This is a genomic window from Metabacillus bambusae, from assembly GCF_017497975.1.
Lineage (GTDB): Bacteria > Bacillota > Bacilli > Bacillales > Bacillaceae > Metabacillus > Metabacillus bambusae.
Window position 1 is genome coordinate 162,984 of the sequence record NZ_JAGDEL010000006.1, and the last position, 18,869, is coordinate 181,852.

13 protein-coding genes are annotated in these 18,869 nt (G+C 35.9%); 5 read left to right on the forward strand and 8 right to left on the reverse strand.

Annotation, left to right across the window (positions count from 1 at the left end):
- Positions 1-26: 26 nt before the first annotated feature.
- The 5 genes from I7822_RS10695 to gltB all read right to left on the reverse strand — a co-directional run bounded on the left by I7822_RS10695 (position 27) and on the right by gltB (position 10,517).
- A complete protein-coding gene (locus I7822_RS10695; protein WP_207977824.1) occupies positions 27-1,226 on the reverse strand; it encodes an oligogalacturonate lyase family protein in 1,200 nt (399 codons plus the stop codon).
- A gap of 14 nt (positions 1,227-1,240) precedes the next feature.
- Positions 1,241-3,229, reverse strand: coding sequence for a beta-galactosidase (locus I7822_RS10700; RefSeq protein WP_207977826.1), 1,989 nt, complete (start codon positions 3,227-3,229; stop codon positions 1,241-1,243).
- 109 nt (positions 3,230-3,338) lie between these two features.
- The gene (locus I7822_RS10705) at positions 3,339-3,989 is read right to left on the reverse strand and encodes a rhamnogalacturonan acetylesterase (protein ID WP_207977828.1); all 651 of its coding nucleotides are present in this window, start codon (positions 3,987-3,989) and stop codon (positions 3,339-3,341) included.
- Between the two features lie 462 nt (positions 3,990-4,451).
- Complete coding sequence (gene gltD / locus I7822_RS10710) at positions 4,452-5,936, reverse strand: glutamate synthase small subunit (protein WP_207977830.1); 1,485 nt, start codon at positions 5,934-5,936, stop codon at positions 4,452-4,454.
- 15 nt (positions 5,937-5,951) lie between these two features.
- Positions 5,952-10,517, reverse strand: a complete 4,566-nt coding sequence (gene gltB, locus I7822_RS10715) for a glutamate synthase large subunit (protein ID WP_207977832.1) — start codon at positions 10,515-10,517, stop codon at positions 5,952-5,954.
- Between the two features lie 172 nt (positions 10,518-10,689).
- Here gltB and gltC point away from each other — a divergent pair, with 172 nt between their 5' ends.
- Entirely contained in the window at positions 10,690-11,592 is a 903-nt protein-coding gene (gene gltC, locus I7822_RS10720; RefSeq protein ID WP_207977834.1) for a glutamate biosynthesis transcriptional regulator GltC, read from the forward strand.
- A gap of 285 nt (positions 11,593-11,877) precedes the next feature.
- Positions 11,878-12,060, forward strand: a complete 183-nt coding sequence (locus I7822_RS10725; RefSeq protein WP_207977836.1) for a hypothetical protein — start codon at positions 11,878-11,880, stop codon at positions 12,058-12,060.
- A gap of 148 nt (positions 12,061-12,208) precedes the next feature.
- Here I7822_RS10725 and I7822_RS10730 read toward each other — a convergent pair whose 3' ends face one another.
- Positions 12,209-12,997, reverse strand: coding sequence for a glycerophosphodiester phosphodiesterase (locus I7822_RS10730; protein WP_243459406.1), 789 nt, complete (start codon positions 12,995-12,997; stop codon positions 12,209-12,211).
- A 206-nt stretch (positions 12,998-13,203) separates the two neighbouring features.
- Between I7822_RS10730 and I7822_RS10735 the strand changes: the two genes are divergently transcribed.
- On the forward strand, positions 13,204-13,965 hold the full coding sequence (locus tag I7822_RS10735; RefSeq protein WP_207977839.1) for an NADPH-dependent oxidoreductase: 762 nt from the start codon (positions 13,204-13,206) through the stop codon (positions 13,963-13,965).
- Positions 13,966-14,169: 204 nt separating this feature from the next.
- Complete coding sequence (locus I7822_RS10740; RefSeq protein WP_207977841.1) at positions 14,170-14,322, forward strand: hypothetical protein; 153 nt, start codon at positions 14,170-14,172, stop codon at positions 14,320-14,322.
- A 70-nt stretch (positions 14,323-14,392) separates the two neighbouring features.
- Here the strand turns inward: I7822_RS10740 and I7822_RS10745 are convergent, their stop codons facing one another.
- Positions 14,393-14,671, reverse strand: a complete 279-nt coding sequence (locus tag I7822_RS10745) for a hypothetical protein (RefSeq protein ID WP_207977843.1) — start codon at positions 14,669-14,671, stop codon at positions 14,393-14,395.
- Positions 14,672-14,692: 21 nt separating this feature from the next.
- Entirely contained in the window at positions 14,693-17,038 is a 2,346-nt protein-coding gene (gene helD / locus I7822_RS10750) for an RNA polymerase recycling motor HelD (RefSeq protein ID WP_207977845.1), read from the reverse strand.
- A gap of 243 nt (positions 17,039-17,281) precedes the next feature.
- On the opposite strand from helD, the gene I7822_RS10755 reads away from it, so the two are divergent.
- Entirely contained in the window at positions 17,282-18,823 is a 1,542-nt protein-coding gene (locus I7822_RS10755) for a bifunctional metallophosphatase/5'-nucleotidase (protein WP_207977847.1), read from the forward strand.
- Positions 18,824-18,869 lie beyond the last annotated feature (46 nt).

Genomic DNA, 18,869 nt, shown 5'->3' on the forward strand with positions numbered 1-18,869 from the left:
AATAATCAATCATTGACACTAATAAACTACTTTGAACTTTTTAGTCTATTATCATCTAGGGTTGGCATGGCTTCGAATTCTGGAACATCTACTAAATAAACGTTTCCATAACCGCTCATATCACTTGTAAACAATATTTTTGTGCTATCTGGACTAAAGCATGGGTGAACGTGAACTTGTTGGATATGAAAACTCCCGCGATGTTTACAAAGTACTTTTGGTCCTTCCATTTTCTCCTTACTTTTCTTCCATAAAAACAAACAGTCTTGATAATATTCACCATGGTATGCTGTCGTTTGCTGGCCATCACCGACAATTAATTGAGTATCTTTTGAATGTATATGCATATTTTGGTACGGAAAATTGAATTGCTCGTATTCTGTATTATCAAATTTTACAGAGCCTAAAAACTTACCATCCTTTCGATCTAATGAATCTGTAAACCCATGGTAGCCAATACGCAAACCATCTGCATGCCAATATTCATGACCTGCATATTGATTCAACTCTCCTTCAGCTACTTTCCATTTTCGACCTGTATCTATATCAAGCACCCAAATTCGATGATCTACTTTCTCCCAAGGTCCCTCATGACAAAACGTTATCAAATTAGGCTGTGTTGGAGATGCATTAACATGCCCGATCCACCGCTTTTCTTCATGGATAGTCCTCATCTCACCTGTTTCAATTGTCAGTAGACAAATTTGGCAATGTGGTCTTGCAGCTTCCGTTTCCTCAAAACCAATATAACCGCCAGATAAATTACTTTTTATCGAATTTGATAATTCTTCTGTAAGTCCGAAACATAGATGTTTGCCATCAGCAGTACAACTTAAATTACTAAAGTGATAGCCTTCTGGAAGTTCAAATAGTGTTGACTCATGATAGGTTTCCAGATTGATTGCCACAATACAACTATCCAGTGTAAAATAGGCTTCCTTTTTATGCGGGTTAATAAAAGTACCCTGAATTCCCTTTTTCTGATTTTGTTTTAGATCTGTTAGTTGCGTCAGCTTTCCACTTAGTAGGTCTATACTATATAAATTTGTACTGTTTTCCCGGTCTGAACCAATTAATAATTTTGTGTTCCCATCATACCATGCGTTATTAGTGAAATATAGATGATAACTATGTGCGTAATAATCAGTTAATTGTGTTATTGTTATGCCAGTTATCGGGTCTTGAAAACTTTTTCGTTCAGATGACCATTGCTTCCCCTTTGTCATCAATGTCTCCTCCTTTATTTTTGAAATTGAACGACTTTGCATTCAAATGAACCAATATCTAATTTCCCTGATTCTATCTCTAATTTGTTTTTTATATCATATCCCTTGAAAGGAATTGTTACAGAACCGCCATTACCATCCATATTGATCATAAACCATATTAAAGAGTGGTCATTTTCTCTTGGAGCTACGATTGTACCAGGTGTAACATCTGTTCTTTGATTAACATCAGCTAAAATAGAATAGTGATCGATCATCCTTTTTAAGAGAACGTCTCCTTCACGTCCCATTGGCATTGCTCCCAGCATAACGATCTTCCCTTTTCCAAGCGAATGCTCTGTTAAGAATGATTTTCCTGCAGATAATCCTTCCATAATGGTGCCAACTGAATGTTCCTCGCTATACTCAAAAACTGTACTCCACAATCCCAAAGGTGCTGAGCAGCCAAATGCAGAACCGATTGTTCCACTCTGATCCATAGGATAGGTAAAAAGCACTTCAACACCTGCCAGCTTCTCAAGTTCTCCTAATGCACGATCTGTGTGGATAGTATGTTCTTCAGTACGTCCACCAGTTAAAGGACCTACAATCCAGATACCGCCATTTTCAACAAAATGTTTAGCACGCACTAAATAATCATCTGATAAAAAATGAATAAATGGCGTAAGGACAACTTTATATCCTTCAAAACTAGCTCCTTCAGGTATTACATCACGATGAATTCCCATTGATAATATACGCTCATAATAATTTGTTACTAAACCGCGGTGATTTAAGCCTTTGTGTGGCTCTGTTGTTAAAAAAACCTTTGCTCGATCAGAATAGGTGATCGCTAAATCGGCCTGAACAGGTTTTGTAGAAAGAATGACTGGCTCAAGTTCCTTTCTCATTTGTTCAACTTCTATGACATTTTTGTATCCTACAGTAGGTTTTCCCCAAGCACTTATGACCGAGCTATGCGGCTGTTCACAACCTGTTCGTTGCTGTCGCCAAAGCCAATAGCAAAAACCTTCGGCACCTAAGGCATAAGCAGCAGCCGCTTCAGCCTTTAAATATCCGTCTGGATGGGGTGATGCATAACTCTCTAATGAAGCGGCAAATGATGTACTAGTTTCCATAATCCAGAACTCTTTTCCCTTCTTAAAATTCCTCCATAAATCACAATTAATTAAATAAGCAGGAAAGTTCTCAATCGATGCATATGTGTCAAAAGAGGCAAAATCAAGATTTCTAAAAAGCCGCTCATTATCAACATTAAAAGCAATGCTACTATTATGAGTTATTGGTGTACTAGAATAGGTTCTAATTATTTCAGCCTGCTGATCAGAAAACTCCGCAATTTTTTCCATTGAAAAAATCTTGTACATAGTATTTAATGAAGAATTATGGAGAAATGGTGCAGGACCTGGTTGCGGCACTTGTTCAAAATGATGATAGTATTCACTCCAAATATGTGTACCCCAAGCTTCATTTAAATTTCCAACCGTCTTATAGCGGTTCTTTAACCATTCATACCATAATGATTTACATGTTTCACACATACATTCACTTACATGACACTTAAACTCATTATCGATCTGCCAACCTATTATTCCAGGATGATTTCCAAGTGTTCTGGCAATATGCTCAGTAATAATTGCTGCTCTTTCTCTAAAATAACGATTATTCGTACATGCATGCTGTCTAGAGCCGTGTCCCATTGTTCTTCCATCACGATCGACATACATTCGTTCAGGATGATCATATGTAAACCAGATTGGCGGAGTAGGTGTAGGTGTGCAAAAAATAGTCTCTATTCCGTGATCATAAAGCTTATTTACAATATCCTCAAAAAAACTCATATTGATTTGGTCTTCTACTGGTTCTATTGTTGACCAAGCAAATTCCCCAATTCTAACAACATTGATTCCCGTTTCTAGCATTAGCTTAATATCCTGTTCAATGACATCCTCAGACCATAATTCAGGATAATAAGCAGCTCCATGGTAAAGTTTTTTACTCAAATTTAAAACGCTCCTATTTTTTTAGTCTACTAGCATTAAAAAGTATCTAAAATAGCCTTCTTTAATGAATGCGATTACATTCTATTTTTTTTCGAATTAAAATCATTTATTAATCTTCGAAAACTTCTAAATGTATCTCCTTCATTGCTTCAGCAACTATTTTTGCGATCTCGTTTGCACCCTTTTTTGTAAAATGAGTAAAATCTGTGTCGTTAATCGATGCCATAAAAAGCTGAAGTGAGTGATGATATCCGATTGATTTATAGTAACTTAAACTTTTTTCCATTAAGTCAATCAGCATAATATTCTTTTCCTCTGCAAGTTGCTTCATCGCCTGACAATAATCTGGAAAGTCATTCTTATATTGACCATTTTCTATATTCAGTCTTGCAACAGGAGTTATTAAAATTGGTTTAGCATTTAGTTTTTGAGCTCCTTCGATATACATTGTTAAGTATGACTTATAGGTTGTATATGGCTCTGTATAACGTTCAGGCTTCGTTTTCGTAGCATCATTGTGACCCATTTGGATAAATAAATAATCATTTTCGTGTATTTCCTCAAGCAGCCTTTGCAATTTTCCCTCCTCTACAAAGGTTTTAGCACTTCTTCCTCCTATAGCATGATTCATTACCTTAATTTCTTCAGGTAGATAATTATTTAAGAATTCTCCCCAACCACCTTGTTTACTGTCCATTTCCTTATAGGCTTGGACAGTTGAATCTCCTGCGAGAAAGATTCTCCTTCTATTTTTCTCCATAAAAGTTCTTCCTTTCAAATTTTGTCGATAACCTAAAATCCTTTTCTTTAATAATAAGCAGAGGATTCATTATTAGACTATCGTACATTTTTGATCGGCATTTATTTTTCATTATACTTTTTTTGCAAGAATAGTATTTTATTGTTCTATCAATTGAGATATACATAAAAATAAAGGCTGTTTTCGCAAACTTTGTTGCTATTAACCAAGTAATACGGTGTGGTTGATTGCAGCGAGAGATGCTCGCTTTCCCCGGGCGGGCGGTGAGCCTCCTCGGCGTAAACGCCTGCATGAGTCTCTCCTGTCCCGCTGCTCCCTCAGGAGTCTCGCAATCCGTTCCAATCAACCTGTATTAGTTTTTGTTTTAAAAGCAACAATCTCTTAGAAAAGAACCGAAATAAAAAATGGCATGAAGTGTTTTTGCAAACACTTCATGCCATTATCTTTTTAATATATGATAAATTACGCTAAAACTGTACTACCCATTAAATAAAGATCAACTTCACGTGCCACTTCACGACCTTCATTAATCGCCCAAACGATTAAACTCTGACCACGTCTTGCATCCCCAGCAGCAAAGACACCCTCAACGTTTGTTTTAAAGTCGCCATATTTTGCAGCAACAACATTTCTAGCAGTTGTCTCAACGTTAAATTGCTTTAATACTGGTTGTTCTGCACCTTCAAATCCAATTGCAATAAAAACTAATTGAGCAGGCCAAACTTTTTCACTACCTGGAATTTCTTTGAAGTAGTATAAGCCATTTTCATCCTTAAGTTTTTCCATTTGAATCGTATGCAGCTCTTTTAGATTTCCATTTTCATCTGAAACAAGCTTCTTCGTTTGAATAGAATATTCACGAGGGTCATTACCGAATTTCGCTTCTGCTTCCTCATAAGCATATTCCATCGTGAACACATGTGGAGCTTCAGGCCACATATTTTCATGTGTTCGAGACATTGGTAGTTTTGGATGTTTACCAAATTGAACAACGCTTTTGCAATTTTGACGAATTGCTGTAGCTACACAGTCAGCACCTGTATCTCCTCCACCAATTACGATTACGTCTTTACCCTCAGCATTTACAAACTTACCATCTTCAAAATTAGAATCAAGATAGCTTTTTGTTGAAGTTGTTAAGTAATCCATTGCGAAATGAACACCATTTGCCTCGCGACCTTCAATAACTAAGTCACGTTGCTTTTGTGCCCCAACACAAAGGATGACTGCATCGTATTGTTCACGTAGTTCTTCAGAGGTAATATCTTTACCAATTTCAGTATTAGTAATAAAGGTAATTCCTTCTTGGCTTAGTAAATTGATACGTCGTTCCACAATACCTTTATCAAGCTTCATGTTTGGAATACCATAGGTTAATAATCCACCCGGACGGTCAGCTCGTTCATAAACAGTAACAAGGTGGCCAGCTTGGTTTAGTTGGTCAGCACTTGCTAAACCAGCAGGTCCAGATCCGACGATTGCGATTTTTTTACCTGTACGTTTTTCTGGAATACGTGGTGTAATCCATCCATTTGCAAAGCCTTTGTCAATAATTGCTTTTTCAATGTTTTTAATCGTAACAGCTGGGTCTGAAATCGCAACGTTACATGATCCTTCACACGGTGCAGGGCATACTCTTCCTGTAAATTCAGGAAAATTATTTGTTTTTAATAAACGGTCTAATGCTTCTTTCCATCTTCCACGATAGACTAAGTCATTCCACTCAGGAATTAAGTTATGAATTGGACATCCTGAAGTGAAACCATTAATCTCAGTACCAATGTGACAGAAAGGAGTAGCGCAATCCATACAGCGCGCTCCTTGTCTGCTTAACTTATCCTCAGAGAAAGGAGCTGAATACTCTTTCCAGTCATTTAAACGTGTAAGAGGCTCACGTTCGGCCGCCTCTTCACGTTTAAATTCTAAAAATCCTGTTGCTTTCCCCATCTTCCTCTCCCCTTTCTACTGTACTACTGCTTTGGAACGCGCTGTTTTAGGCGCAGATCCCTTTTTTTCAGATTTTGCATTTGCTTCAAACGCACTCATGACAGCTTCTTCATTTGTTAATCCCGCTTGCATTTGTTCAGCAATTTTTTCCATCATTCGTTTGTAATCCTTTGGAATTACTTTTACGAATTTTGGTAAAGTTTCATTCCATTGCTCTAATACAAACTCAGCTTTCGCGCTATTTGTATAACGGAAATGAGCTTGAATCATATCCTCGACCAATCTGATTTCTTCGTCATCAACTAAGCTTTCGAATTCAATCATTTCAGAGTTACATAGAGCTTTAAATTCTTCTTTATTATCAGCAAGTACGTAAGCAATTCCACCTGACATACCTGCACCAAAGTTCTTACCTACTTCTCCAAGGATCACAACACGGCCACCAGTCATATATTCACAGCCGTGATCACCCACACCTTCAACAACCACATTTGCACCAGAGTTACGGACACCAAAACGCTCACCTGCACGTCCATTGATGTATGCTTCACCACTAGTTGCTCCATAGAACGGAACGTTACCAATGATGACATTATCAGCTGACACAATACTTGATTCTTCAGGTGGAGCAACAATAATCTTACCACCAGATAATCCTTTACCTACATAGTCATTGGAATCACCAGTTAAATGCATTGTTACACCTTTAGGAACGAATGCTCCAAAGCTTTGACCAGCTGATCCAGTAAAGCGTAGTGTAATTGTATCTTCAGGTAATCCTTCTTCACCATAACGTTTTGAAATTTCACTGCCGACTATTGTTCCTGCAACACGGTTAGTATTTTTGATCGTAAATGATGCTTCAATCTGAGTTCCAGTTTCAATTGCTTTCACCACAGCAGGTAAAATTTCGACCATATCAAGTGATTGTTCAATTTTATGGTTTTGCTTAAATTTAGCAACACGTACACCCTCAGGCTGATATAAAAGTGTAGATAAATCTAAGTGTTTTGCTTTCCAATGTGCTTTTGCACGATCACTTACTTGTAATACATCTGTGCTTCCTACCATTTCTTCCATGTTTCTGAAGCCAAGCTCAGCCATGATTTCGCGAACCTCTTGTGCAACAAAACGCATGTAGTTAACAATATGATCAGGATCGCCAGTAAATTTATCACGAAGCTCTGGATTTTGTGTTGCAACACCAACTGGACAAGTATCTAAATGACAAACACGCATCATAATACAACCCATAACAACTAAAGGAGCTGTTGCAAAGCCATATTCTTCTGCACCTAAGATCGCTGCCATAACAACATCGCGACCTGTCATTAATTTCCCATCCGTTTCTAATACAACTCGATCACGTAGACCATTTAACATCAATGTTTGATGTGCTTCAGCTAAACCAAGCTCCCAAGGAAGACCTGTATGCTTAATACTCGTTTTCGGAGATGCACCTGTACCACCATCATAACCACTGATGACAATAACATCTGCAGCACCTTTTGCAACACCAGCTGCAATTGTACCTACACCAGATTTAGAAACTAGCTTAACACTAATACGTGCGTCGCGATTTGAGTTTTTCAAATCATGAATAAGCTGTGCTAAATCTTCAATTGAGTAAATATCATGATGTGGAGGAGGTGAAATCAATCCCACACCAGGTGTAGAACCACGGACATCGGCTACCCAAGGGTATACTTTATTACCAGGTAATTGACCACCCTCACCAGGCTTAGCTCCTTGAGCCATTTTGATTTGAAGTTCTTCAGCATTTACTAAATAATGACTTTTCACACCAAAACGTCCTGAAGCAATTTGTTTAATAGCACTGCGGCGTAAATCGCCGTTTTCATCAGCGATATAACGTTTTGAATCTTCTCCACCCTCGCCACTGTTGCTTTTTCCACCTAGACGGTTCATAGCAATAGCCAATGTTTCGTGAGCTTCCTTACTTAAAGATCCAAATGACATCGCACCTGTTTTAAATCGTTTGACAATAGAATCTACTGATTCAACTTCATCAATTGAAATCGCTTGTCTCTCATCATTAAAGGCAAATAAGTTACGTAAGAAGCCGATTCTTTCTTCATTTGCAGCAGTAGAGAATTTTTTGAATAAGTCATAATCATTTTTACGACAAGCCCATTGTAAAGTATGGATTGTTGTCGGATTAAACGCATGATGCTCCCCTGTTTTTCTCCATTGGAAGTCACTACCTGAATCTAATGTTTTATCTACTTTATCTGAATATGCATCTTTATGGCGTAATGTAGCTTCAGTAGCAATTGTTTCTAAATCAATCCCACCAAGCTGAGATGCTGTTCCAGTAAAGAAACGATCGATTACATCTGAACAGATACCTACAGCTTCAAAAATTTGTGCGCCACGGTAGCTTTGTACAGTTGAAATCCCCATTTTAGACATTACTTTTACGACACCTTCTGTAACACCCTTAATGTATTTTGCAACAGTTTCCTCATAACTCACTGTTAAACTTCCGTCTAATACAGCTTCTTTATAAGTTGCAAAAGTTAGGTATGGATTAATCGCATCAACACCATATCCAATTAAAGCCGCAAAATGATGAACCTCTCTAACCTCTCCTGATTCGATCACTAAGCTTGCCTTTGTACGTGTTCCTTGACGAATTAGATGCTGATGTAAAGCACTGACAGCCAATAATGCAGGTATCGCAACTTTTTCCGAATTCATCGCACGATCAGATAAGATAATGATATTAACATCTTCAGCAATTGCTTTTTCTGCCTCAGCAAAAATCTCTTCTAAAGAAGACTCTAAATTTTCTGTAAATAAAGTGTCGATTGTTTTGCTTTTAAACCCAGGATAAAGATTCAATCGTAATTGTGATAATTGATCGTTAGAAAGCACTGGAGAATCCAGTTGAATTCTACGAGCATTACCTTTATTTGGATGAAGGATATTACCTTCTGTACCTAACAATGTCATAGTTGAAGTTACAATCTGCTCTCTAATTGCATCGATTGGCGGGTTTGTAACTTGGGCAAATAGTTGTTTAAAGTAATTGAATAATGATTGTGGACGATCTGACAGCACAGCAAGTGGTGTGTCATTCCCCATTGATCCAAGCGGATCCTTACCTTCCGTAATAATTGGAAGTAAATATTTTTGGATATCTTCATACGTATACCCAAATGCACGTTGACGCTCTGAAACGTCTGAAATCACTTCTTCAACTAGCATCTCTGTATCATTAAGCTTAATTAGTTGGTCTTTTAACCATTCTTGATACGGCTCTTCATTTGCCATTTCATCTTTAATTTCATCATCAGAAATAATACGGCCTTCTTCTAAGTCAATTAGCAGCATTTTACCAGGACTTAAACGGTCTTTATAAAGTACATTTTCTTCTGCTACTTCAATAACTCCTACCTCAGATGAGAAGATGATATAATCATCCTTTGTTACATAGTAACGTGCTGGACGTAAACCATTTCTATCTAAAATAGCACCAATTTGCTTTCCATTTGTAAATGAAATGGCAGTCGGACCATCCCATGGCTCCATTAAGCAGCTGTGGTATTCATAAAATGCTCTCTTCTCAGGACTCATATGAGGATTCTCAGTCCAAGGCTCAGGAATCATCATCATTGCAGCATGAGCTGGTTTTCGTCCAGCTAATACGAAGAATTCAAATGCATTATCTAATATTGAAGAGTCACTTCCATCTGCATCTAATATTGGTAGAACTTTTTCAAGATCTTCACCAAATGCTTCAGATACGAACTGTTGCTCTCTTGCTTTCATCCAATTCATGTTTCCACGAAGTGTATTAATTTCACCATTATGAATTAAATAACGATTTGGATGTGCTCTTTCCCAGCTTGGGAACGTATTTGTACTAAAGCGTGAGTGAACTAAAGAAAATGCTGATACAAAGTCTTCATCTTGAAGATCTAGATAGAAAGCATCAACTTGTTCAGGCGTTAAAAGACCTTTATAAACGATAGTACTGCTTGAAAGACTAGTAAAGTAAAAACGTAGTTCACGTTCTCTAGCCCAATTTTCAGCTTGTTTACGAATCACATATAATTTACGTTCAAAGGTAATATTATCTTCAATGCTTTCATTTGCTCCAATAAATACTTGGCGAACAACTGGGCAGCTCATTTTCGCAACTGGTCCAATTTCATCTGCATTGACAGGAACGTTTCTCCAGCCTAAAATCTGCTGTCCTTCTGCTTTAATAAAATCGTTAAGTTGTTCCTCAATTTGTAATCGCTCTGCGTCGTCATTAGAAAAGAACATCATTCCTACACCGTAACGACCACTTTCAGGCAGATTCATTTCCTGGCAAGTTTTTTTGAAGAATGCATCAGGAATTTGCACCATTAAACCAGCGCCATCTCCTGTTAGTGGGTCACTGCCTTGTCCACCCCTGTGGTCTAATTGACAAAGCATATTTAGTCCTTTTTTTACAATATCATGTGTAGCGTGGCCTTTAATATGAGCGTATAAACCGATACCGCATGCGTCATGTTCAAATTCAGGACGGTAGAGACCTTGTGCTTTTGGAATTTGATTGTAAGTCATGTATATCTCCCCCCGTTAGATAATCTTACACCCGATAATTTTCAGATAATTACATTATATCTTTGCAAATTGATGTTAACAATATATAATTTAGATAGATTCAATCTAATTTTGATATATATAGATTTTATTCGAATTAATCTAATTTTGATATATATGATCGGAGGTCATGATGGAATTACGTCAATTATATTATTTTATGGAAGTTGCTGAGCGAGAACATGTATCTGAAGCTGCTCAGTTTTTACATGTTGCTCAATCTGCCATCAGCAGGCAGATTGCAAATTTAGAGGCAGAGCTAGGTGTTACATTATTTGAAAGAGAAGGACGAAATGTAAAACTTACTCCGATTGGTAAGGTATTTCTTGAGCATACGAAAACGGCAATAAAAGCGATCGACTATGCAAAGAAACAAATCGATGAACATCTTGATCCTGAAAGAGGATCGATTAAAATCGGGTTCCCCACAAGCCTTGCTAGTCATTTATTGCCAACAGTTATAACAGCTTTTAAAGAAAAATACCCGAATGTTGCATTTCATTTAAGACAAGGTTCTTACAAGTTTTTAATTGATTCTGTCATAAATCGTGAAATTGATTTAGCATTTATCGGACCTGTCCCACAAAATATTCCTGAGATTTCAGGTACAATTTTATTTTCAGAAAATATTTCAGCATTAATTCACGTATCACACCCACTAGCTTCTAAAAAAAGCATTCTTCTTAATGAATTAAGGAATGATGATTTTGTCTTATTTCCAAGAGGTTATATCCTCCAAGAAATTGCTATCAATGCTTGTAAACAAGCTGGCTTTATTCCTAGCATTTCCTCAGAAGGTGAAGATTTAGATGCAATTAAAGGATTAGTCTCAGCAGGAATGGGTGTCACTTTATTACCTGACAGTACATTCCACGAGGCGATTCCACGATTTACTGTAAAAATACCGATTGAGCTTCCAATCGTTAGAAGAACTGTCGGGATCATTATTTCGAGTAAAAGAGAACTGGCTCCTTCCGAAAAAGTCTTTTATCAATATGTTAAGGAATTCTTTTCAATCCTTGAGCAATATCAATAATCAACATTACATAGGGCTAGCTATACTATTTAGGTCAGCCTTATGTACATCATAACAAATAAACATCATCTTCTCTTTAGGGAATAATTGGGAATGACCTCTTGAATCTGGACGAGTTTCTACTATTATATAAGCGTTTTCAGCCCATTGATTTTTATTACTGAGTCTTCTAATTATAAAGCTTTATTCACATGTTCATCAGACGAAGGAATGAGAGATCTTTCTTTAGCTAAAACTACAATAAACGAAATGGGTTAAATAAAGATTCAAGGGGGCTTTGCAGCTATGAAAAAGGAAACCTATTTGACAAATGCACCAAAAAAAGAACAAATAACATTGCAAACAGACGGCACATTTCCAAATCAAAAGAATATTGATGGTGATTCTGTAAATGAGCATAAAAACCAAGAGGTTGCTAATTCATTAATCGCTGAGAAAGAAATAGGCCAACAGCAAGAAAATTCATGACTGAACAAAAGCGCAAGCGCCTTGATCAGACCCGACAGGCCTAAGCTGGAGCTGGATGTCAAAGCGCTATCCAAAGTTCAAGAATTTTATAAATTCCTAAACGATTAAAGAGGCTGACATCAGGTGGTGTCAGCCTCTTGCACGATACTCACTTTTTGAAATAATCTGGATAATCTGTAACAATTCCATCTACTTTCGCATCTAACAATCCCTTAATTGACTTCATATCTCTTACTGTATAAGGCATAACCTTTAATTTATAAGACTGTATTCTTTTAACCAACTTTTTTGTGACGAGTGCTTTATTTGGATTTATATATTGAACAAGTGTAGACCATTCTTTAAGCTGAACATTCGAAATACCATGTACACGATATTTAACAAGCAGACCTAATGGTATATTTGGAACTAACTTATTAAAACGTTGTAATAACTCAAAGTCAAAAGATTGGACAATCACTTCATTGTTTTCTAGGTTATGCAGGTTGTTCTTCTTTAGTTCATCTGCTAGTACCTCAGCAATGTTTGGATATAAATTTGGATTTTTTATCTCGATTAACAATCCGAGCTTCCCATGAAATTCCGAAATCACTTCTTGAAGACTAGGTATTCTTTGACCTGAGAATTTCATATGAAACCATTGTCCTGCATCAAGTTTTTTTAATTCTTGATAGGTAAAATCCTTTACCTCACCTTCACTGTTTGTTGTTCGTGATACATTCGAATCATGTATTACGACAAGCTTGCCATCCTTTGTCATTTGCACATCCAACTCTATATAATCAGCTTTTAACTCTAGCGCTTTTTTGAATGCAGCCATCGTGTTCTCAGGTGTATAGCCAGAAGCACCGCGATGGGCAATTACTAGAAAATTGCTAGTTGCTGTTTTCGATTTAGTTAATCGTAGAATGTTTTTCAAAAAGGAGTTTATATACAATTTCACCCCACCCATCTTTTTGTTTATTGTTTACCAGGAAACAATCTCATAATTGTTATTGTGATTTGCGTTCGTCATCCAAACACCCGCAGTAGGCCTTTTGAAAAGTCTGATGACTAGCTTAGTTTATCATTCAAATCGAATCATTTGAAAATAATACCAAAATAAAGTACAGTTACTGCATTAGTGATTGAGGAGGATTAAACATGAATGAAGTTATTAAAACATTAACAAGTCATCGTTCGTTTCGGAAGTTTGAAGAAAAACAAATTGAAAATGAACATCTTAATGCGATACTTTCAGCTGCACAAGCGGCCCCTACATGGATTCATGGTCAGCAAGTTTCTGTAATTGTTGTGCAAAATAAGGAGCGGAAACAAAAGCTCGCAACATTTTGTGGGAATCAAGAGCACATTAAGCAAGCACCAACATTTCTAGTCTTTTGTGCTGACTTTAATCGAGCAAAAATGGCAAGTGACATCGAAAATGTACCATTCGAAGCTATTCATGATGCAGATATCCTATTAGTTGGAGCAACTGACGTTGGAATTGCTCTAAGCAATGCAATAGCTGCTTCGGAATCTTTAGGTTTAGGCGTTGTACCGATAGGCGGGATACGCAGACAGCCCCTTGAAGTAATTGAACTGTTACAATTACCACAGTATGTTATTCCAATTGCTGGTTTATGTATTGGATATGGAATCAACGACCCTGGATTAAATCCACGTTTACCTAAAGAGACCTTTGTTCATAAAGAAGAATACAACAACAACCAAGAGAAGTACATACAATCATATAATGAGGTTTTTAAAGAACATCAATTAATAAAATCAAATGGGCAAAATAACACAACATGGACAAATAGAATTTCAAGTTTTTATAAAGGAATGCATTATAACAACAATTATAAAGATGTACCTCAAATGCTAAAACAACAAGGATTTAATTGCAAAGATTTACTTGAGTAAACCGAACATATATTTAAAAACTCAAGATAATATTTGAAAACGATTAATCTAGTGTTCTGACAGGTCAATGACCTGTCAGTTTTTTTATATACATTTGTAAAAAAACTTATTTTTTAGGTTTTGTTTCTTTAAATAACGGGTATTTAATAAAAAAACATCTTACTAATGAATTCATTTTTACTAGTTGATATAAGGGGGCAAGGTATGAACGCTAACAATAATGTTAATCGTGTAGGGGATTCTGTTAATCAAGAAATAATGACTTTAGTAAATGAAGCGATGAGAGCTGGAATAGGTAAAGAAGATTTTAAACGCTTTATCGAAATAAAAAAGCTCGAAATCAATCGTAATACATAATTTCCACACCTTATAGAGGGACTATTTTTTCAACAAATTGGTTGATATAAATAGTCCCTTTCTAGTGAAATTACTTAATACTTTTAAATTTCTCGATAAAGGGCTGTGGACTTATTTTTACTGCATAAGCATGCATCCCTTTTGTCGTGTGCAAATAAAGAAAACCCATGTCTTTTGAAAAAAAGCGGTATGAAATATCTAATACTTCATCCAATAAAAAAGAATCAAAAGATGTACAAACCCGCTGAGAGGACAATGTAATTTCGTGCTCCTCTTCCCTTTGGAACTGAATATTATTTTCAATAGATCTCGTAATTATGATGTATGGTAGATTTGCAAGAATTTCCACACTGCCCCTCCCTCTTACATGCTAGACTTGTTCTTTATATAGATGCTGTGGGATTTCACTGATAAATGGTGTTATCTCACCTTTATAATACACAAATAATTCATGCATCGCCCTTGTACATGCAGTATAGAAAAGTTTCCTGACATCTTCTGATCCATATTGCTCTTTAGATCCATTAAATATGAAAACAGCATCAAATTCAATGCCTTTTGCTAAATAAGCTGGAATAATGACGATGCCTAAATCAAATTCATTAGTTCTTTTATCAACTAAATGTACTTCAGTTTTCTCTTTTAGTAATTTATATACATTTTCACTTTCCTGAGCTGTTTTACAAATGATCGCAATCGACTTGTACGAATCTAGTGCTTTAACTCTTTGTGCAATCGCATTTACTAACGCTTCTGTAGAATCTTTTTTAATTGTAACCGGCTTACTACCTTCACGATTAAAAGGATCGATTTCTTTTCCGTTTTCCAATAGTGCACGCGTGAATTCAATAATTTGTTTAGTTGAACGATAGCTTCTTTTTAGCTCAATCAATTCCGTTCGTTTAGAATCAAATAAATGCTTTAGAGCTTCAATACCTGAATATGAATGATGTGCATAAATCGCTTGATTCAAATCGCCAAGCACAGTAAATCTCGCATTTGGAAATATATGCTTTATAAATGCAAATTGAAACGCAGAATAATCCTGAGCTTCATCGATAAACACATACTTAACACTAGTATTTACTTTAAAACCTTCGATCTTCTCCTTAACATATAAAAATGGTGTTGCATCCTCATACGTGAGCCTTTCATGTTTTATCTCATTAATTGAAAACGAGCAAATATCTGCCCAATCTGATACAGAAATTTCACCATCTACGCTTTTCTCAAAAGTTTTACCTGGTAGTTCAAACAATTGTTGATATATTGCCGGCATATTAATAAAATCATGGGCAGCAATTTTCCTCTTAATAGAATTGAAATGACGTTTCACAACATATTTACTTAAGTTTTCTTGCTCACGATTAAAATCATCAAACGTATCCTGGGAAAACCTTTTTTGCTTACTTAGCTTTTGAAAATAAAATTGGTATTCTTCTTTACTTAAAAACTGAATCTCTTCTTCTACCCATTCCTTATTTCGCTCTTTTTTCTCAAGTTTCTTTAATTCACTTAGCAACCATTCTGAAACGAGCTTTACTCGATTTGTAATCGAAATCGTAGAACTAAGCGAGTAGAAATAGGAATAAATTGCTTCTGAGCTAAAAAGCACATCACCTCTAAATGTGATATCCTGAAAAACCATCCCTTGCTTACTTAAATAAGTTAGATAACTTTCTATTTTGTCCATATATTGAAAAGATGATTTATACTTTGCTGCTTTATGTCTTATTTCATAAAAATCTTCTTTTTGTGCTGTTAACATATACTCCATCTGCGAAAACGGGTCCTCGACCTCGAAATATTCTCCAAGAGAATGTTGTAAATATTGTTGAAACGTTGTTTGCTGCATGTTTTCTTCACCAAGCTCTGGTAAAACATTTCTAATATAGCTATTAAACATCGGATTTGGTGAAAATAAAAGAATTTCCTCTGCTTCTAATGTTTCTCGATATTTATACAAGAGGAATGCTACTCGTTGGAGAGCAGCAGAGGTCTTACCGCTTCCAGCTGCACCTTTAACGATAAGGAGACTACCTTTTTCGTTTCGAATCACTTTATTTTGTTCCTGCTGAATTGTAGCAACTATACTCTTCATTTGTGTATCTGACTGTTTCCCAAGTACTTCTTTAAGAAGCTCATCTCCGATAGTAATCCCGCTATCAAACATACCTTCAATAATAGCATTCTTAATAATAAATTGCCTTTTCAGCTTTAACTCGCCACGAACAGTTCCACCGGGTGCAGTAAATTCTGCTGGTCCAAGTGAGTAATCATAATACAAACTTGAAATTGGTGCTCGCCAATCATAGACTAAAAACTCATCTGAATCGTGGTCAAGATAGGAGGCAATTCCTAAGTAAATGCTTTCTATTACTCTTTCGCCATCCTCTAAAAAATCTATACGTGCAAAATAAGGTGTATCAATAAGTCGTTTTAAATTTTTTAAATCACGATCAAGGTGTTTATGACGATGCTCACGTTCAGATAAAAATTCTGCTTGCTGTTTAATACTTGTTGCTGTTTCCCCAGCTTCAACTGCATCATCCATATTAACAGTGACGTCATCCCAAAAGTTTTTACGAATTTTAACGATATCCGTTTTCACTGATGATGTTTGTTTTTGTAAAAAAGCAACATCTTCAATCATTTTATTCCTAACATAATTTATTCTCGTTTGTTCTTCCTTTAGATCGTTCTTAATCTGATCCATGTAACCCCGCCTTTTCCTACCTCTTTTGTAAAAGCTTTTTACAAAAAGATTACATAATATAAGACAAAAATCTTCTCAAAAGTCTTTGTACCTTAATATTTTCGTGGTTTCCTATCGAAAACCCTACATATAAATTTAGCTTATGTTCAAATTTATAAATTCATTAAAACTTTACGAACGGTTAAGTTGGAATTCATTTATGAGTGCTAAGCTTATTAAGAAACGAATAAGGAGGGATATTAGTTGACTAGGCAAAGAATGATTATCCTGTTTAGCTGTATTAGCCTTCTCCTCTTAAGTACATCTGTTTACTCTGCAGCAAATCGTTCAACTAACGGTGATATGGTACAGGTACAATTACTTGGAATGAATGATTTTCATGGACAATTAAATACATACCAAGAAATTTTCGGGCAAAAAGTTGGAGGTGCAGAATATGTAGCAGCCTATATTAATAAATTAAAACTTCAACAAAAACATACTCTACTCGTTCATGCTGGAGATATGGTCGGTGCTAGCCCACCTATTTCTGCTCTATACCAAGATGAACCAACGATCGAATTTCTAAACCTATTAAAAGTTGATATTGGCACACTTGGAAATCATGAATTTGATAAGGGTGTTCGAGAAATGCAAAGACTATTAAGTGGGGATCATGATAATAGCTATAACGGGACCACTACTTCCTATATTTCCGCAAATGTGATTGAAAAAAAGACAAATTCTCCACTTTTTCCAGCTTTTACAATAAAAGAAATAAACGGAATTAAAATCGGCTTTATAGGTGTTGTCACAACAGAAACGAATGATTTTGTCGTCTACAAAAATCGAGAGCAAGTAGAAATTATTGACGAAGTAACTGCGATTAATCAAGCCACAAAACAATTAGTGAATAAAGGAGTTAAAGCAATTGTTGTGTTAGCTCATGTTTCTGCTAAGTCAAATCTAACTGGTGATAATCCAGAGCAAGCTATGGTCAAAATGGCACCACTGATACATGATGAAGTAGATGTTATTTTTACAGGTCATAATCACGCATTTGCGAATACTTTAGTGGATGATAAATTAATCGTTCAAGGGTATTCCTATGGTAAAGCGATATCACAAGTACAACTTGAGTTAGATTCTCTTTCAGGTGAAATTATTAAGAAAAATGCAAATATTCATCTAACTTTGCATCAATTTATTGAACCTGACAAGGAAACAATTAAACTTATTAATAAGTATAAATCGAAGTTAAATTATAAAATGGATGAAGTTATCATGACAGCTACCAACTCAATTTCCAGAAAAAAGGATAAGCAAGGTGAATCCCTTCTCGCAAAAAAAATCACCAAATCAATGATGGAAGAGATGAATACTGATATTGCTTTTATTCATCACGGAGGCATTAGACTAAGCTTAAATAAAGGTGATATAACGGTTGCAGATATTTATCGATCATTACCTTTTAATCACAAGGTGGTAAAAATCAAATTAACAGGAAAGCAAATCAAAGCTGTGTTAGAACAACAGTGGAAAAATAACAAAGAGAATTTATTACAAACTGGTGGGGTTTCATATCACATTGAAGAAAATACAAAAGCTGGTGGGAAAATCCAAGATTTACGAGACGATAAAGGGAAGGAAATAATTCCTTCCCAAGTTTATACTGTTGCCATCAGTGACTATTTAGCATTAGGTGGAGATGGTTTTACAGCTTTTAAAGCTGGAAAAATCATCTCCACAGGTGCAATGATCAAAGATGTTTTTATTAAATACATTAAGAATAAAGAGATCAGATAAAAGTTAACGTAATAACTGTTAACTCAATTTGATAATGATACATATT

Coding starts and splice junctions, on each gene's coding strand:
- gltB (WP_207977832.1), bottom strand. CDS start 10,517: ATGACTTACAATCAAATTCCAAAAGCACAAGGTCTCTACCGTCCTGAA.
- I7822_RS10725 (WP_207977836.1), top strand. CDS start 11,878: ATGAAAAAGGAAACCTATTTGACAAATGCACCAAAAAAAGAACAAATA.
- gltC (WP_207977834.1), top strand. CDS start 10,690: ATGGAATTACGTCAATTATATTATTTTATGGAAGTTGCTGAGCGAGAA.
- I7822_RS10740 (WP_207977841.1), top strand. CDS start 14,170: ATGAACGCTAACAATAATGTTAATCGTGTAGGGGATTCTGTTAATCAA.
- helD (WP_207977845.1), bottom strand. CDS start 17,038: ATGGATCAGATTAAGAACGATCTAAAGGAAGAACAAACGAGAATAAAT.
- I7822_RS10695 (WP_207977824.1), bottom strand. CDS start 1,226: ATGACAAAGGGGAAGCAATGGTCATCTGAACGAAAAAGTTTTCAAGAC.
- I7822_RS10705 (WP_207977828.1), bottom strand. CDS start 3,989: ATGGAGAAAAATAGAAGGAGAATCTTTCTCGCAGGAGATTCAACTGTC.
- I7822_RS10735 (WP_207977839.1), top strand. CDS start 13,204: ATGAATGAAGTTATTAAAACATTAACAAGTCATCGTTCGTTTCGGAAG.
- gltD (WP_207977830.1), bottom strand. CDS start 5,936: ATGGGGAAAGCAACAGGATTTTTAGAATTTAAACGTGAAGAGGCGGCC.